Below are 17781 nucleotides of genomic sequence, written 5' to 3'. Positions count from 1 at the left end.
CGTTTTTGTTTTACGCCCCCGGGGCTTAGCGACGCGGCCCTCATTTTTCCAGAGACGCATCCATTTAAAGAGGAGGTTGTCGTTAACATTATGCTGTCGTGCCAGGGCGGCAACGCTGCCGTTTTCCTCAAGGGTTTTAAGCGCCATGTGAACCAGCCGGAGCTTAAATTCGGGCGTATAGCGCTGGCGTGTCAGAGATGTAGAGTCAGTCATCAGGTGTCCACCTAACCGGAATAAGTGGACGCTTAAATTACAGGGAGAGACGAAATTAACCAGACGGTGCTGGCTGCACGCTTACCAATCACGAATCCTTCGTGGCCATGATCTTCATTGAACGGTCCCTTGCCAATAGCAGCAAAAAATAGTGGCTGCATACCAGCGTGGTATATGAAGTAGGGTTGTTTTTTGTTGCCGTCCTTTTTGTCGAGTAGGGTGCCGAAGTTACCTCCGACACCCCCTCTAAGAACCGTGCGTGAGAGTTTCCAGCTCACACGGCTCAAGCCTTAGCAAACACCACTGTGAAATGATGCGGCAGGAGCAGTCAGTCGAGATGATCTGGCTCGGACATAATCTGCCCAATTCGTGTCATATGGATTAAGTGCTGAGGCGACAAGTCTGTGACGGACAATCTTAATGCTCTGAGCGTGAATTAATCTCAAAGTCGTAATTTGTCCTGTAACAGTATCCCGATATAGACCGCTGAAAACCCAGTCTCTGGATTTCACCTGAGCGAAATATTTCTTCTTAATCCATCTCAGTCCCTTACGGGGATGTCTGGCCCTGGCCCACCTCCAGATAATTTCAAAGATCAGGTGATCCACATAAGTGAATACCCGCTTGGAAACAACATGACGGTGGTAGTTGGCCCATCCCCTGATCACAGGATTTAGCCTTGCGATTAATGACGCAACAGGCTGAGCTATCATTTGTTTAGCAATTGCTTTGACCTTCGCGATCAACGAGTTGATGCTTTTTCTGGACGGTTTAATGAGAAGTTTTCCGTTAGGATAACTTCTTATGTTCTGTCCAAGAAAATCGAAACCCTCAGAGACATGGGTAACCCGGGTCTTTGCTTTAGAAAGCTCCAGCCCACGTTCTGCAAGGAATGCTTCGACGAGAGGTATGACTTTATTGATCGTCTCCCGGCTGTCACCGGTAATAATAAAGTCGTCGGCATAACGGATCAGATGCACTTTGGCTGCTCTTCCCGCACCTGAACCTTTCCCCTGCCGTGGAAATTGCTTCCTCAGCAGGTGTTCCAGTCCATCCAGCGTCAGATTTGCCAGCACGGGTGAAATGATCCCTCCCTGAGGAGTGCCTGCAATTGTTGAGTGATAAGCCTGTTTTTCCATAAAGCCAGACTTTAACCATTTACCGAGAACTGTTTTGTTCATCGGAACATGGTCAATGAGCCACTGGTGGTCGATATTATCGAAACAGCCTTTAATATCACCTTCAAGAACCCATTCCGGGCTGCTTTGCCGTGCGAGATTAGCAAAGCATCTCTCGATAGCGTCAGCGCACCGTCGCATGTTCCTGAATCCGTAGGAGCCGCCATCCGCTGTGGTTTCCGCGACAGGATCAAGCGCCAGCAGAAATAGTGCCTGCATAGCCCGATCCTTAATCGTAGGGATCCCAAGCGGACGTCGCTTCCCATTGGCTTTTGGAATGTATATTCTCCTGAGCGGAGCGGGCGAGTAGCCCCGGGATTTGAGGGATAGAGCTCCTGCAAATCTTTTAGCTGGAGAGTCCCAGGTGATACCGTCAACGCCAGCGGTATTTCTGCCTTTGTTGCTGGTCACTCTGCGAGCCGCCAGAAATTTACCGCTCATCGAACGCGTCAGCAGGTAACTCAGAACACGAACTTTATTCCAGCGATTTTCCTGCACTGCCTTCACGATACGCGCCTGTAGCCGACTGACATTTGCCTCAATGTTCGGCCAGTTAATGGCATCCCACTGCTGACCATTGTCCGAGGCTGCACCAGCTTTCGCTATCATCTGCTTTTCCTCGTTCGTCGTTAATCAGGGTCTCACGTGACGTAAGACCACGGAGAAGTCTGCCCACTTTCGCGCCGGGTAATGTTTCAATCCGTATCCTGTTCATTACAAACAGGCATTCGCTTTTTCCCCGATCCTCTACCCACATAGCTGTCACTTCACCTTGCGGTGAAGCTTCCTAAACAAGGAGCTATTTGGGCTTACCGTGTTCCGCATAAATGACGAGAGTGGTTTAGGTTCCTCTTACGCTACCGGCGGCCATATTGCCCATGGCGGATGAGAATGGGACATCCGCTCCGACCGCAATAGAGTCCTGTCAGCATCTTTGGACCCCTCCTGGTTGACGATAGTAAACGAGATTCGCTTATGCTAACCATGCCACTCACCCTGGCTCCGACCCACATTGATGCTCGCAGGCATGCCGTCCTCTCACGATTCTGGCACTTACCAAATGGTAAAGGCTACATTGTCCGAGGGCTTTTGGACGGCCTGTTACCAGTCCGCCCGACCTCGTAGGGTACTGCCGATGGGACGGCAGGTTCGGTAAAAAAATATCTTCCGAACAATCACTTATGCGACTTCACGTCGCACCCATTCATACCAGCCATCTGCGGGCACAACCGCGCGGCCTCGGCTCCAGAGCGGCTTAAACATGCGGCTGGAGGCGGCTGTCTCGACGCGAGCATTGATAAGAGGCTGCTTCTGCCACCATTCCGGACCGTAACCCCAGAATACAGAGTCGAGGAATAGACTTTCATTCCTGGCATTAAGCAGCAATACCCGTGTGCCGGGGGCAACATTGAAACGCCCGATCGGCTCAGGGTCATAAAGTATCTCATCAGGCCTGATACCTGCAGCTTCAAAATAATCATCCCGGCTGCGGTACTGGGCGAAGCGTCCACACATAGCCACCTCCTGATCAAAGGATAGCGCTATACAGACTCCGGCAGGGCAATGCGATGCGGAATATCACTAATTCGTTTTATCTCATGGGTCACCACACCCACGATACGTATATCTTCCTCCAGGACCTGACCGCTATTGGTGACGATTCGCCACGGGTTAATAAGCACCGTTCCCCATTCATAATTACCGGATATCTCCAGCAACACTCTGCTGTCATCACAAGGGGATTTGTACTCGTCAATGATGCAGTGCTCTCCGCCACACTCGACCAGATAGCAGGTTTCACTGGTTGGCAGAATCTGCGTCAGCTTTTTAAGTACGAATGTCACTTCGCGACGGGCAGGTCCGAGTACCGTGTTGTGTATGCCGGAGACAACATTTCTCGTTTCATTGCCCATGATTTTTGAATCCCCTGTCCTGCGAACCATATTTTTCCCTTCCCGCTTTGATTGAGACCATCAACGACGCGCATCAGCGCCTCGCTGTTGGCTTGTGGACTGTATTCGTCAAAGAGATTGAGTTGAGCCACACCCTGGCTGAAAAAATCCCCCAGCATGACGCCGGCTTTCATATACCGATGGCCATCTATCCAGATACGATCGAGCGCATCCATAGCAACACGCACGATGTCACGTGTGTCATTTGATGGTGTGAGGAGTTTTCCCGTAATCTGGTTGCCGTAAAACACCTCGTTTTCAGCATGAGGGCTGGTACGCAGGAAAACGGAGATCTGCCTGCAATACTGTTTTTCCTCCCGCAGCTTCTCAGCCGCGCGTTCGGCATAGGCACACACTGCCTGGCGCATATCCATGAAATCCGTAATACGTGAACCGAAGGAACGGGAACAGACAATCTGCTGTTTAGTCGGGGCAAACTCTTCCAGTGCAAGGCACGACTCGCCGCGCAGTTCCCTGATGGTTCTCTCCATGACCACACTGAAATGCTTGCGCATCACCCAGGCAGAACTCTCTGACAGCTCAAGCGCAGTTTCAATGCCCATCAGGTTCAGCTTTTTGCCAATGCGTCGTCCGATCCCCCAGACATCTTCCACTGCAACATGTGCCATCAGCTTCCGCTGCCGGTCAATATTTGAGAGATCAACCACGCCTCCAGTTTTACTCCATTTCTTAGCCGCGTGATTAGCCAGTTTCGCCAGAGTTTTGGTCGGTGCGATACCCACCCCGACAGTGAGGTGCGTGTCCCGCAGCACCCGTTCTCTGATCATTCTTCCGAACTGCTCCAGCCCGATACAGTTCCTTACACCGGTCAGATTCAAAAAAGCTTCATCGATCGAGTAAATTTCCACGGCTGGTGCCATTTCTTCGAGCGTGGTCATCACTCTGTTCGACATATTGGCATATAACGCGTAATTCGAACTGAACACCTGCACCCTGTGGCGGCGCAGGTCATTTTTCATTTTGAAATACGGATCGCCCATTTTTATTCCGAGAACTTTGGCTTCAGCCGAACGGGCAATCACGCAGCCGTCGTTATTGCTGAGAACAACAACCGGACGTCCTTTCAGGTCTGGCCTGAACACGGTTTCGCAGGAGGCGTAAAACGAGTTCACATCAACGAGGGCGAACATGATCAGTGTGTCGACTTGATTACGTACATCACTACACCAAAGACATCGAGCTGATCCTCGTCGCCAATGATAATGGGTGTATAGGCACGGTTCATCGGAACCAGCTGAACGGTGGGGCGCAGTTGAAGACGTTTGACGGTGAACTCACCTTCAACGGCGGCAACAACTATCGCCCCGTGTTCGGCTTTGACCGAGCTGTCGACCACCAGCATGTCACCATCACTGATCCCGCCGTCAATCATCGAATCACCACTGACCTTAATGAAATAAGTCGCGCTGGGCCGCTGAACGAGTAAATCGTTGAGGTCGAGTTGCTGCTCAACATAGTCCTGCGCCGGTGACGGAAAGCCACAGGGAACGCGTTCAATAAAAAAGGGGAGGGCCAAAACAGCTCGGATTTCTGCAGGTCGGTACATCTTCATGGTGGCAATCTCATTATATACTGTATATATAAACAGTAATATTAAATAAGGGGATCGATCAAGTCTGGTTAAGGTACTTTTCAGGAAGAGATTGTCAGGGAAGGGAATTTAGTTTCCAGCAGTGGCCGGAAATGGCTGCTTTTAGCGTAAGAAGAGGGTGTCCATATTCTAACATTATGATTATTGGTTCATTTTATGAGCATAGACATTAATGTGACGCTTTAATGGCGTAACGATTCGCTTCAGGGTTCAAAGACGCATGTGTCTGACCAACGAGTACGGAGGAGAGGGGGAGATATTAAGATTTAAAATGCAGACGAGCATGTTCAGTGAGGCCTGAGATTGCATAACTGATGCGCAACCCAAACCAATACCCAGCTATTCTGAGCAACTTTTAGAGCAACTTCTTGTTCTCCCGTAAAAAATCTTTTTTCATCTAATGCTCAGTAATAGCAGCAAGTTTGCTCTCACGCTGTGTTCTACACACCAGGTAAGTCGTCATAACATCAGTGGCGGATCTGTGTCAGGTCTTCATCTGACAGTCCGGTAATTTCCTTCACTGACTGCAGAGACATACCGGTTTTGATTAACTTGCTGGCCACTTCCAGTTTACCTTCAAGCCTCCCTTTTTCTTCACCCATTTGCATACCTTCCTGGCGGCCTTTCTCAATGCCTTTCTGTTCCAGCTGCTGTGCAATTGTCATCAGTTCATCCTCATGCTGTGGCACTCTCTGCGCCAGATTACGTATGAAGGTTTCGGCGTCATCAGTCTCTCCCGCCTGTACCAGGTAGTTTATCAGCGAAATCAGCTGCTGTCCCGTCAGATGGCCGGTCAGTAAAGTGACCGCCAGTTTGTCCAGCAGGTCGGCCAGATCACGCCGATGAATGTGCTTCTGCAACAGGGTGAGCGCTGCCATGCTTCGGTGGTTCATGATGTCATCGTCAGGGATTACAGTGACATCAACCAGGGGGAACGAACTCCCGTAGAGCCGCCCAGCAAGCTCCGGGTCGTCAAACTCCTGCAGCCAGTCGGTAGAAAACGGATACGGGCTGCGCTTACCTGTATAGAACAGCACCGGAATAACAAGCGGCAGCTTTTTATGGCCTGCATCAAGATGACGCTGCATAGCAGCCACCGCATATCGCATCAGACGGAATGCCATGTGCTTATCAGGTGTGGACTGGTGTTCAATGAGCACCTGAATGTAGCCATCGCCTGCGGCCGTTTTCAGACTGTAGAGTACGTCACTATAGTAAGCACGGAGGTTTTCCTCAACAAAACTGCCAGACTCAAGTTTAAGCGTACTCAGATCGCAAATTGCGCGCAGCTCAGCAGGCAGATGCAAATCGATGAAATCTCTGGCTGTGTCAGGTTGCGTCAGGAACGCCTTAAAGGCCGCGTCATGCGGAACAGGTGTCGGCTTTTTCATCATCAGATCCATCCAGACTGGAAACTCTATTGTATCACAGTGAGTCTGGATCACCTGCACCGGGCAGGAGCAGCTTATCCCCGTATTTACGTAACCGAATATGAATCCATGAAATCAACCATCGCTCCGCTGTGAGCATCGACGTGCCGGATATAGCGCATCACCGTTTCCGGTTTTTTCCACGTACCTTCCTGCATAATCTGCGCAGTACTGTACTTTTTCGCCGCCATGTCCACTGCAGCACCGACTCGGGTGCTGTGCCCGGTCCATCCGCGGTAGCGGTTTTTGTTCGGCCGGGCACCATGCTCCGGGCCGGCCTCACGCCAGGCCCGGATAAAAATATCCTCGAGTGCCCGCGTTGAAAGCGGCTCAGCCGTAATGACAGTAGCCTTATTGGAACGGTGTACCGGTCCGAAGATGAAAGCATCCGGCTCGGATATCAGCCCCGATATGGTCAGCCATTCAGTCAGTCGCTGAGAAGACAACTCTCCCAGCGCCTTGATTAAACCGCCGGTCATTACGATGGTTTTGGTCCAGGCCACGTCAAGAATTATACGCCCGTCGGCAGCACGCGCGACGTCCCGAACGCGCAACCGTCCAAGTTCACTGAGGCGCAGCAGCGTCGCATAGGCCACATGAAGAAAAGCCAGGTCACGGATCTGCATCAGGCGGGAGGATCCAGTCCATTTCCGGTCAAGGGTCAGCAGGTCACCAATACGGAAAGGAATAGCCTGTCCCGCACGTTCACCGGAGATGACCGCCGTGCGGTTGATTTTCTTAACGGCACGGAAAATCAGCGGGGAGGTTCCCGGGGGCACCAGCCCTGCGTTACGGTGTAACATAGATATCAGCGCTGCATGCGTGCCAATAGTGGAAGAGGCACGGCCGATCGACTGCAGATTATGAAGGTAATCTCGCAGGTCTGCGGGTGACATAGGCAGAAAGCAGCGCCCATGTTCAGCTGCCCAGCGGCTGCAGATCCGCATTACGCTCAGCAGCTGATTCCAGGTATTGGAAGAGAAAGCCTCTCTGTCCCTGACAAATTCGCGTAACCGATCGGCAATGTCATCGTCCTCAACAGGTAACAAGGCCAAAGTGGGGGATATGTCTGTCATATTGTCCGTTATATGTGCGATTCAGCTGATGGCGTCGCTACGCAAATTCTGACTTACTTCGCGGGGAAGACCCCTGCAGATTTTACGTAGCGCTGTCTTACTTGTGAGCAGTGATATCAGTACCAGATCATGACAATCCCGCCACCCACGTCATCATACCCGGATCCTCCGAAGGATCCTAACTTCATATAAATCTTATTATATGAAGTTAGGATCGTAAAAGTGATCCAGTTGAAGAAGGATGCTGACGAGGAGGGGTAGACTGATAAAACGTTAATTATATAAGGTCAGAAATTGACAACAGCAACTGTTAACTCTGGCCAGAATAGAGATAATCTACAATAGATAAAGCGAACTATTCATTGGGGTCAGTTTATGAATTTTATCATGCCTTCATATTCTGATAAAAGTTTCATATATTTTTCTTTTTGGTTTTGATCTCGAACTGATAAATATACCATTATATCATTTTTTACGATCTTCTCTATTTGTTCGAATATTCCAATGGCTCGTGAAGACATAATCTCACCTCGCATATCATAATAAACTGAAGTGCAGGTTTTATCGAAATCAAGTGCCGGTCGGAAGCGTGAATAACCAGATTTGGAAGGGTCTAATGTTACTTTACACCTTGACTTTATGACATTAATTTTATCTACAAAACTCTTGAGCTTAAATTCAAGTCTGTCACTTTTATATAAGTACTCAATATCGCCAGAGGTAATAAATTTATCCAATACATTCCGCCAAGCTATAGCTCCTCCGTTATAACCTTCAATTGACGAAATGTCATAAAAGTCAGTGCCTGAATCAAAAGAAATAGACTTGGTGTCAAATTTAACAATAATTTTAACTGCGTTATTATGTCGAAATTCATTTTGGACTAATTCAAGTATCAAATCGGCCATATCATACATAAACTCGTCTTTAAAGACTTCACCATCAATGTAATTGCTAAGCTTACGTAAAATCACTTTGCCATAGCTGTCATTGAGCACTGTGTTCATTTCTCTGTAATCAAAATTATTAATATTGAATTCAATAGATGGGCCAGAGATAATATCTTGAATCAACACTGCCTCATCCGACTCAATATTAAAAGGCAACTCCAAGGAAGTTATAAGCCTTGGTATGATGTATTCAATGTCAGAAGCAAGACGTTCACAAAACTTTAATTGCTCATCTCTAGAGTAAGTGTCATCATCTGCAAAATCAGAAATAGTCTTAACCATTAGCCAGTTGCAGTCTCTTAGAGCTGGTATTAATGCAAAACCTTCCATTTCTCCGCCAAGACAATCTGGGATTAAGGCCAAAAGCTTAGCCCTGAAATCGGCATCTTTTATTAATAGTTCTGCCGAGCAAGTTTTTCCGACAATTACGTTATCATTATCAGAAAAACAATCATCATCAATTGAGAACAATGATTTGAAGGTTCTTGTTTTAGGAATAGAACCAGCATTTGTTATTGTTTGCTGATTTGCCGTGATTAGTTCATCTGATACAATAGTCATTCCCAGCTTAGTATTATTTGGATCTCCCCAGCAAATTCCAGATAAGATGATTAAAGCTGGGTTTGGATTGATGGCATTTGAAATAAATGCTTTGCATACATTTATTATTGAAAAGTTATTTATCGTTCCACTCTCACCGCTAAGATGAAGAACAAAAGCATTACCAATCATTCCAAAATAAGCACCACGATTATCTTCATCAATAGTAACTTTATAAATATTATTGATGATTGCATTTATAGCCGATTTTTCTTTGCTGTTGGATGTCAGAAGCAGGATAAAGTTTCCCTCCAGGACTTTTTTGTAATCACTTAATCTCATATTAATTCCCTTATCAACTTGGTCTTAGTTTTACAACACAACCTTTTGGAGTAGCTTACACTTAGCAGAATAATGATTTCTAATGAAAACGTGTTAGTGCCTGAGCGGCTGCATTAATTTCTGATTGTTAGGCCAATTCGCGCTGCTCTTTAGAACATTTCCGAAATGGAAGGCTTGAGGAAGAGGTAAATCAGCCAACTTTTAGCAGGTGACAGCATCGCACAATCTCGGGTGCGTTTCTAGATCTTAAATTTAACATAATAAGTGTTACCCGTATTTTTATTGAGGGTCACATTTGATATTGTCACTTTTGGAGATGCGGATGTTTTCCTGGACTGTTATGTTGTGATCCCCAGATGCTGCCGGTACTTCACCGGACTCATTGCACCTAATGATATTTTGATTCGACTCTCGTTATACCAGCGTATGTACCTGTCCAGGAAGCACATAAAATCTTCCAGTGTTGTGCTCGCCCAGTTTCTGCCATAGTACATTTCATTTTTGACCCGCCCGAAGAAGCCTTCACACGCCGCATTATCCGACGAGCAACCCTTGCGCGACATAGACCTTATAAGACCCGATGCGTTGATACGATCCAGCCAGCCTGGCCATCGATAATGGCTGCCCCGATCGCTGTGTATCACCGGCCTTTCATTTTCTCTGAGCGTATCGATCGCATCATCCAGCATGGCATTCACCAGTTTTGCATCCGGCCGTGTTCCTATCGTCCAGCTCACCACTTTGCCATCAAAACAGTCGATGACTGGCGACAGATAGACCTTGCCGGCCGGAAGCTGGAACTCGGTTATATCGGTCAGCCACTTCTCATTTGGCCTGCAGGAACGAAAGTTTCTGGCGAGGAGATTTTCAGGTGCCTGGCCGATTTCTCCGCAGTAAGCGCTGTATCGCCGACGCCCCGCGCGCCTTACAATCAGCTGTTCTTCAGCCATCAGCCTGCGGACGACCTTTTCTGAGATATACGTGTTGTTTTCACGGAGCATCGCGTGGAGACGCCGGTAGCCATAACAGCGGTAATTTCCCTCAAAGATCTTTGCTATGGCTATGCGTATTTCCGCGTATTTGTCATGCAGACGAAGGCTCGCCTTGTGATAAAAATAGCAACTTCGGGCAAGCTGCAGAGCACTGAGCAGTTCAGCAACGGGATAAATTTCCTTAAGGGCATCAACGAGCTGGGTTTTCTCCCTGTTCTTCAGGGTCAGGACGCTGATGCCCATGTCTTTTTTTATCAGTTCATTCGCTTTTGTCAGGATGTCGCGTTCAAGCTGTAGCTGATGAACCTGCTGTTTTAGCTGCTTTATTTCATGGAGCAGTGCATCCTGTTGTTTATTCTGAGGGGCTGATTTCTGTTTACGCATGGATTGATAAGCCTCATCGTCGATCAGGTCTTTCTTCCATTTGTACAGGACCGGAACGCTGATACCTATCTTTTGTGCAACTTTAAGAGCCGTTCCCCGTCGGGTGCAGAGCTCGCGGACAGCCTGAGTTCTTTCTTCCTGACTGAAGCACTTATTGGTGTTTGACCGAATAATCAGCGGCCGCCGTCCCGGATAAATCTCTTCGATCCAGCTCTTGAGCACTTCGTTGCTGGGATAGCCAATGGCACGGCGCGTGTAGGCCAGGCAACCACCGTGCGTAAGGTAATGCTCAACCGCAGCGACTTTCTGCGCGTGTGAGTAGCGTTGTCTTGGTTTTAATTCCCTGGGTAAGTCGCCGTTTTCCTCAAAAATTCGAACCCACCGGCCAAGCTGTTTAACGGACGGATAGCCCAACTCTCTGACAACAACTGTCGGCCTTTTGCCATACCTGAAGTAGAGCTCCACGGCCCGGATCCGATCCTCATATGAGTGCATGAATTATCTCCCGAAGGTCCAGGAAATCGTCCGCACCTCCTTTAATCTAGTTCATAATTTCACCCAAATCCGGTGCGTTTGCCACTTTTATCTGGGAGATCTCTGCTGATGCTGGTGACCATGTCGAATAAAGAACTTCACCGCCTTCCCGTCATTCAGGCTGTAATCGAAAAGCTCCTGCGTCGCCGTGATGCGGCCTTTCAGCTTGACCTCACTGAACGCCAGGTTCAGCGACTGATGAACCGCTACCGGGAGTCTGGCGCCGCCGGTCTCACTAACGCACGGCGCGGTAAACCCGGCACGCATCGTATTGATGAGGCTCTGCGTCACCGCATACTGACGCTGCTACGTGAAAATTACGTCGGTTTCGGACCCACACTCGCCGCAGAAAAGCTCCAGGAGCGTCATGGGATTAAGATCTCCGTTGAGACGCTGCGATGCTGGATGACTGCTGACGGACTCTGGATCCCGCACGCTCGCCGTCAGCCCCGGATTTATCAGCCACGCCAGCGGCGGGATTGCCTGGGCGAGCTGATCCAGATTGACGGTTCACACCATGACTGGTTCGAAGGCCGCGCACCAAAATGCTGCCTGCTGGTTTACGTTGATGACGCGACCGGTCGTCTGATGCACCTGCGTTTCTGCCAGAGTGAGTCGGCCTTCGATTACATGATGGCCACGCGCGATTCGGCAAGCCGGTGGCGTTTTACAGCGATAAGCATGCTGTATTTCACGTCAGCCAGGCCGAAACGCGACGTACCGGCATGACACAGTTCGGACGCGCACTGCACGATCTAAACATCGACCTTATCTGCGCCAACAGCTCTCAGGCAAAGGGACGCGTTGAACGCGCCAACCTGACGCAGCAGGATCGGCTGGTTAAAGAGATGCGGCTGGAGAACATCACCGGCATTGATGCCGCCAACGCCTGGCTTGAGACTTTTTTCAGCGACTTCAACCGCCGTTTTGCCAGACCGGCAAAATACCCGAAAAACCTGCACCGCGCCGTCTCAGAAAGCAGCCCGGAGCTGGACGATATCTTTTCCTGGCAGACGCTGCGCACGCTCTCAAAATCACTGACATTTCAGTACGATAAGATTCTTTATCTGATTGAACCTACTGAAGAAAATTCACGCATTGCCGGGGAGAAAATCATGGCCTTTGATTACCCGGATGGCACGCTCGCATTCCGCCACGGCAGCAGAACCCTGGAATATCAGATGTTCGACAAACTGGATTGTATCAGTCAGGGCCGTATCGTGGACAACAAAAGGCTGGGCGCAGTGCTGAAGCTGGCACAGGAAGAACAGGATGAGCTGGAAGCCGCGGGGAAAAGAGAACGCAGCCGGCATATGCCCGGAAGGCGGGCGCAGATTCAGGCTCAGCTCAGGACAATCAATCCGGTTCTGACTGAGTCGTCGCTCTTCAGACCCGGCCTGAAGACATTTCCTTAAGGGCATCAACGAGCTGGGTTTTCTCCCTGTTCTTCAGGGTCAGGACGCTGATGCCCATGTCTTTTTTTATCAGTTCATTCGCTTTTGTCAGGATGTCGCGTTCAAGCTGTAGCTGATGAACCTGCTGTTTTAGCTGCTTTATTTCATGGAGCAGTGCATCCTGTTGCTTATTCTGAGGGGCTGATTTCTGTTTACGCATGGATTAATAAGCCTCATCGTCGATCAGGTCTTTCTTCCATTTGTACAGGACCGGAACGCTGATACCTATCTTTTGTGCAACTTTAAGAGCCGTTCCGCGTCGGGTGCAGAGCTCGCGGACAGCCTGAGTTCTTTCTTCCTGACTGAAGCATATATTTGTATTTGACCGAATAATCAGCGACCGCCGTCCCGGATAAATCTCTTCGATCCAGCTTTTGAGCACTTCGTTGCTGGGATAGCCAATGGCGCGGCGCGTGTATGCAGGCAACCGCCGTGCGTAAGGTAATGCTCAACCGCAGCGACTTTCTGCGCATGTGAGTAGCGTTGTCTTAGTTTTAATTCTCTGGGTAAGTCGCCGTTTTCCTCAAAAATTCGAACCCACCGGCCAAGCTGTTTAACGGACGGATAGCCCAGCTCTCTGACAACAACTGTCGGCCTTTTGCCATACCTGAAGTAAAGCTCCACTGCCCGGATCCGATCCTCATATGAGTGCATGAAGTATCTCCTGAAAGTCCAGGAAATCGTCCGAACCTCCTGAAAAACCCTATATTGACGCGGCGGTTAAAGGGCTGGGACTGGCTAATGTTTTCAGCGATATGGCAGAGCCATTACTATATTCTGGTCAGTTGATTTAACTATTATCTGACTTTATTCCACCTCATGAACAGTTCTTCCTTTATTACGCAAACAGGAATAACACCCCCGTAAACTGAGATGTTTTATAGATTTCATTCTTCCGATTTTTTTCCTGACTTAGTGAACGGATATTATCATGAAAAGGATGGATTTTTGATGAAACGGAGTAACTTCATTCACCATCAAGAACGTAGGGGATATTGAGTTTTCAGAGAACGTTAAGTAGTAGTTTTACAAAGTCAGTGAGTATGTGACTTAAAATGATTTTGCCATTTATCCATGCCATGCCTCCGTTACATCCGATAAAAATGGATGAGTGGAGTTCTTCTGAAAGCATATGCAACATATCTCGCACAGGACGAGCTAATGCAAAAAAATCTGATTTTTTTGCCAAGCATACTGAGTCTTTCGCAGATACCCGGATCTCCCCTGAGGCTATTTTTAGAAATGGCCCCATCAATATCAAAAAAAATGTTCTCATTGCACGCTCAATTAAAACCTGTTTGTGTTCGAAATGCTTACTTTGATCAGGTGATTATTTACTTCTGACTCGTACTATTCATTAAAATCCTCATGCTCTCAAAATGGGAAAAAATCAATATATTGATTTTTTCAAATAAATATCTGATATAATTATTTCATCTTTAGGCAACGAGAGTGTTTTCTGCATACTTCAGACGTAACATAGAGCCTATGACTAAATTCGCTCTCATCATACGCCGCTAGTAGCTTGTAATCACCAGTCATACTGAAGTTAAGTTCCCTCCTTTTAACCTCCGATGAGCTGATTTTTCTTCCACCCATGAAGTGCCTTGTATCAGCGATCAAGGTCAGATTTTTTGACATCATTGGCTCTCAGAGTAAGGTCGGTATCTATTAGAAGTATCCTCGGCACAAATCCGCAGCGTCAGATACGAACGACCGAGTTTAGTGTCGCTTCACACAATCAACACGCAGACAATATCCACTCATGCTTCCAGACGATGGTGATATATGCTTTCTTAAGCCAGGAATATAGAGTAGCAGAACACCAATCGAAAATAAACGGTGAGCTTTATCTCAAAATCGCAAAATTAATAACACATGTTTACTATATCAGCTATTATACATTGAAGTGATGATGTCGTTGAAGTGTGAAGAGTATTTATAGTTGTAACTCTTAATATCGAAAAGATACCGTATTTTAATATAAAAAATATAGATTGAGTAAGGCAACCAATAGTCAAATAACATATGTTAAAGGCGGTTCATATGAATTACTCTAAACTCATTATACATAGTATAATTGCTGGTTCAGCATATATCAGTGCTGTTTCATCCGCAATAAACATGAATGACTCAGACAAAGCCACTTCTATTATTAAAGATATGGCGGAAACAATTTGCGGACAAATGATTTATGACGGAAGGAAACATTCAGAATCCCTTTCTGCTGAAGCGACGGCAAAAGTAAATAATCTGCTCAGGCAGATAGCAGACGTTGGGGGGGTCATTAATGGAAATATCTCACAGAGTGGCTACTACGGCGTGTTGCAAGAGCAGTTAGGTACAACAATAAAGGACAATCAGGATTGCCGCGAACATATCTGGAATGACCTGAAAGGTACACTTACTCACCCGGTTACCCTACCCTCTGAGGAACCTATAATATGCAGTTCGGTCATGATAGATTCGAGTGGTAATCAGGTGAATGTGTCATGTACAAAATGAATAAAATGCTATACGCATCCCTTCTGATTGCAATATGGATAGCACCGGCCAGGTTGCTGGCAACAGATGCACCGCCATCGGTAAATTCTAGTGGGGGTAAATGCAGCCCGACACTTGTCAATAGTAATGGAAATACAATAATATTGACATGTTCCTTCATGCAAAACAATCAGGATGATAAGTTTAAAGTTGTACTGGGATATACGGCCAGAACGCCAATTTTGGATGGTCAAATTGACTGGCGTTTTGTTGATACAAATAATAGTGATATTACCATATATGTAGATAACAAGCAGAAAGTTTATGAAAACTTGAACACGCAATTTACAGATGAGATTCTCACTTTGAGACGAGGTCAGCATATATTCAGGATTGAAATAAGCTTCACCTATTTCCGACTACCAAATGGTTACCTGCCTGATCCTTCTGATGCAGACTGTACGATCGTGTTGGATGTTCAGGCTGCGGGCAAGGTGTTTCCGAAGTTTAATTTAAGACAGATGCCCGATGGAAAATTACTTCCGATAGATTGTAGTTTCACTATTTGAGAGTTATGGTCCTTGGTAAAAGTCATAAAAACGATAATACTCTTTATTACTCCTTTAGATTTCGGTGATACTTTTAAGCTTTGATATGTCAGGAGAACTTCATATTCTAAATATTAGGCAAAGTACATCAAACGGCCTGCTATCATTTCACTAACCATGATGTCAATGGAGTAAATAAATCAAGCATTTATTTTCCTAATTAGAAACCGCGTTGACGTGAAAAAAAACCTATCGCAACAGTCGGAAAATGCTGCGCCTCTGTATGAGATAAACAGAGATAAGATTGATAACCTTCACAGCATACTGACTGTATTCAGTAGGAAGTTATACTCCCTATTTATGAAAGTATTGATAATTTCATCATTGAAAGCCACTCATGGTATCGTTCAACCAATGGTATCAAAGAGATAATACTGTAAGCATCTTTACTAATTAAAACTTGATACTATTTGAATACTTTTATCTTCCAAATACCTACGCAATACACACTCCCATCCACAGTGGCAATCGGGCACAGGCAGATTCCGTCCGGGATACCATAAGCATTAAAATTTAGATCTACATAGTGTAGTTGGAAAAATCTATTATGTCCTGGGCTGAAAACTCCTGTACCTACCTGTACGAAAAATTATCTCTTATTAAATTTCATGTAACGGAATTTAATTGTAAAGTCGGGTCACAGAGTATAATTCCCTCAGGAGTAGTTAAAGGCATGGAGATGTAACTGGTCATTATGGTCAGCTAAAAAAACGACACAATAAGAAATGATGAAATTCTTAATCAAGCAATACTCTTATAAACTCTTATTCCCATACTGAAATAACGTCATATTCTAACTATTCTCATAGCAGTGATTTTTCTTTAACTCTATGTACTTTCTGAATTCATGTCCGACCTCGGCAGGCATTAACTTTATTCTGAACATAACAAACTCCATATTAGTATTCTTGAATTTAGACAGGAGTATTAAGAGTGCTAAACCTGGCTGATAGGCTTCATATATTTCTCCCAAAGAGAAAATAATAATATACTCAACTGGTGATCGTGAGAATTTGAGTAATCAAAAGTGTTACTAATGTGTTCATAAACGACCGTCAGATCTCCTGTGTTGACCTTATCATTGTATAGGTAACCGATAACTTTGTTTACGCCAGTGCTTCCTACAATAGCGTCGCCACTTTGATCGCCAATGTGAGTCCACTTGATATCAGACTCGATCCATTTGGCAATATGATAACGTTGTTCACTTATGCTCTTCATAACATCAGCCCTCATGAAAATCTTTCTTTATTTTATATAACATTTCACCAATAGGATACAAACATCTTAGATGTTGACTTTGACTTATGAGCGACTGTGCTGAACATTTGGTGTCAGGTGTCCCAGAAAGAGAAAGCTGCATCAGTTGCTGGTGAGGTACAGCAAAGAAGTGATCCGAACTGGTAATGAAAAATTCATAAATGCATTATCGAAATGCACGCCATGGTTTCACCTTACGTAGGGAATGAGAGTAATTTTGATGCGCTAGTGGATTGGTAAACTATCTTATAAGATATGGTCATCTGATGGCAGAACTCATATTGGGTGAAATTACACCACCATTGACCATATCTTAATAACTGGCTTAACAATGTCAGTAATTTATCCAGGATAAAGACCTATAAGGTAAAATTTCACCTTATTACTCCACAGATGCAACCGGTAAGTAAATCTCATTAATTGGTCCACTCTATTATCCTGAAAGGTCACTTAAAGAAGTGGCATAAACCAGATGTAATAGCCCCCGTTTAAACCGGACACTTCACCAGTAAGACATAGTCATAGAGCTATGTTTAAGGAGTGTCCTGTGCAAAGAATCGAAGTGATCACTGGCGAGCAAAAGCGTCGTCGTTATACTCCCGAAGAGAAAGCCCGTTTTGTTGCGCTCGCCATGCAACCCGGCTACACCGTCTCACTCGTTGCCCGGCAATATGGCATTACACCCAGTCTTCTTTTTAAGTGGAAACGGCTCATGAACGATGGTGGGAAGTCTGCGATCGCCGCAGGCGACGAGGTGGTCAGCGTCTCAGAG

Annotated in this window: 13 protein-coding genes and 4 pseudogenes; 4 read left to right on the top strand and 13 right to left on the bottom strand. The window is 46.5% G+C overall.

What is annotated here, in order from left to right; all coding sequences use genetic code 11:
* The 11 genes and pseudogenes from CUN67_RS26315 to CUN67_RS26265 form a co-directional block, all read right to left on the bottom strand.
* Nucleotides 1-213: transposase (locus CUN67_RS26315; RefSeq protein ID WP_208717870.1), on the bottom strand; the 213-nt coding region annotated here is incomplete at its 3' end.
* Nucleotides 214-284: 71 nt separating this feature from the next.
* Nucleotides 285-422 (bottom strand): annotated as a pseudogene (locus CUN67_RS26310) (SOS response-associated peptidase); the annotation flags it as partial.
* An 81-nt stretch (nt 423-503) separates the two neighbouring features.
* Nucleotides 504-2000: a group II intron reverse transcriptase/maturase gene (gene ltrA, locus CUN67_RS26305; RefSeq protein ID WP_208718415.1), complete on the bottom strand. Its 1497-nt coding sequence runs from the start codon at nt 1998-2000 to the stop codon at nt 504-506.
* Between the two features lie 585 nt (nt 2001-2585).
* Nucleotides 2586-2906: pseudogene (locus CUN67_RS26300) on the bottom strand (SOS response-associated peptidase family protein); the annotation flags it as partial.
* A gap of 26 nt (nt 2907-2932) precedes the next feature.
* Nucleotides 2933-3235, bottom strand: a complete 303-nt coding sequence (locus CUN67_RS26295; RefSeq protein WP_208718413.1) for a hypothetical protein — start codon at nt 3233-3235, stop codon at nt 2933-2935.
* A complete protein-coding gene (umuC, locus tag CUN67_RS26290; protein ID WP_208718412.1) occupies nt 3232-4494 on the bottom strand; it encodes a translesion error-prone DNA polymerase V subunit UmuC in 1263 nt (420 codons plus the stop codon). The genes CUN67_RS26295 and umuC overlap by 4 nt, the downstream gene beginning before the upstream one ends.
* Nucleotides 4495-4496: 2 nt before the next feature.
* The gene (gene umuD / locus CUN67_RS26285) at nt 4497-4916 is read right to left on the bottom strand and encodes a translesion error-prone DNA polymerase V autoproteolytic subunit (RefSeq protein ID WP_208718411.1); all 420 of its coding nucleotides are present in this window, start codon (nt 4914-4916) and stop codon (nt 4497-4499) included.
* A 506-nt stretch (nt 4917-5422) separates the two neighbouring features.
* Nucleotides 5423-6349, bottom strand: a complete 927-nt coding sequence (locus CUN67_RS26280) for an Rpn family recombination-promoting nuclease/putative transposase (protein ID WP_208718410.1) — start codon at nt 6347-6349, stop codon at nt 5423-5425.
* A gap of 83 nt (nt 6350-6432) precedes the next feature.
* Nucleotides 6433-7461: a tyrosine-type recombinase/integrase gene (locus CUN67_RS26275; RefSeq protein ID WP_208718409.1), complete on the bottom strand. Its 1029-nt coding sequence runs from the start codon at nt 7459-7461 to the stop codon at nt 6433-6435.
* Between the two features lie 368 nt (nt 7462-7829).
* Nucleotides 7830-9293, bottom strand: a complete 1464-nt coding sequence (locus CUN67_RS26270) for a hypothetical protein (protein ID WP_208718408.1) — start codon at nt 9291-9293, stop codon at nt 7830-7832.
* 338 nt (nt 9294-9631) lie between these two features.
* Nucleotides 9632-11164, bottom strand: a complete 1533-nt coding sequence (locus tag CUN67_RS26265) for an IS3 family transposase (protein ID WP_208718406.1) — start codon at nt 11162-11164, stop codon at nt 9632-9634.
* 120 nt (nt 11165-11284) lie between these two features.
* Here CUN67_RS26265 and CUN67_RS26260 point away from each other — a divergent pair.
* A pseudogene (locus CUN67_RS26260) lies at nt 11285-12618 on the top strand (ISNCY family transposase).
* On the opposite strand, the pseudogene CUN67_RS26255 reads toward CUN67_RS26260, so the two are convergent.
* A pseudogene (locus tag CUN67_RS26255) lies at nt 12611-13311 on the bottom strand (transposase); the annotation flags it as partial. The pseudogenes CUN67_RS26260 and CUN67_RS26255 overlap by 8 nt on opposite strands.
* Before the next feature lie 1392 nt (nt 13312-14703).
* Between CUN67_RS26255 and CUN67_RS26250 the strand changes: the two are divergent.
* Entirely contained in the window at nt 14704-15162 is a 459-nt protein-coding gene (locus CUN67_RS26250; protein ID WP_208718404.1) for a hypothetical protein, read from the top strand.
* Nucleotides 15150-15710: a hypothetical protein gene (locus CUN67_RS26245; protein ID WP_208718402.1), complete on the top strand. Its 561-nt coding sequence runs from the start codon at nt 15150-15152 to the stop codon at nt 15708-15710. The genes CUN67_RS26250 and CUN67_RS26245 overlap by 13 nt, the downstream gene beginning before the upstream one ends.
* A gap of 975 nt (nt 15711-16685) precedes the next feature.
* On the opposite strand, the gene CUN67_RS26240 is transcribed toward CUN67_RS26245, so the two are convergent.
* A complete protein-coding gene (locus CUN67_RS26240; protein WP_208718400.1) occupies nt 16686-16970 on the bottom strand; it encodes a hypothetical protein in 285 nt (94 codons plus the stop codon).
* A gap of 586 nt (nt 16971-17556) precedes the next feature.
* Between CUN67_RS26240 and CUN67_RS26235 the strand changes: the two genes are divergently transcribed.
* Nucleotides 17557-17781, top strand: a 225-nt coding sequence (locus tag CUN67_RS26235; RefSeq protein ID WP_208718398.1) for a transposase, incomplete at its 3' end; no start/stop codon positions are given.

It is taken from the genome of Pantoea cypripedii (genome assembly GCF_011395035.1).
Taxonomy (GTDB): Bacteria; Pseudomonadota; Gammaproteobacteria; order Enterobacterales; family Enterobacteriaceae; genus Pantoea; species Pantoea cypripedii_A.
This window is presented reverse-complemented; position numbering and strand designations above follow the sequence as displayed.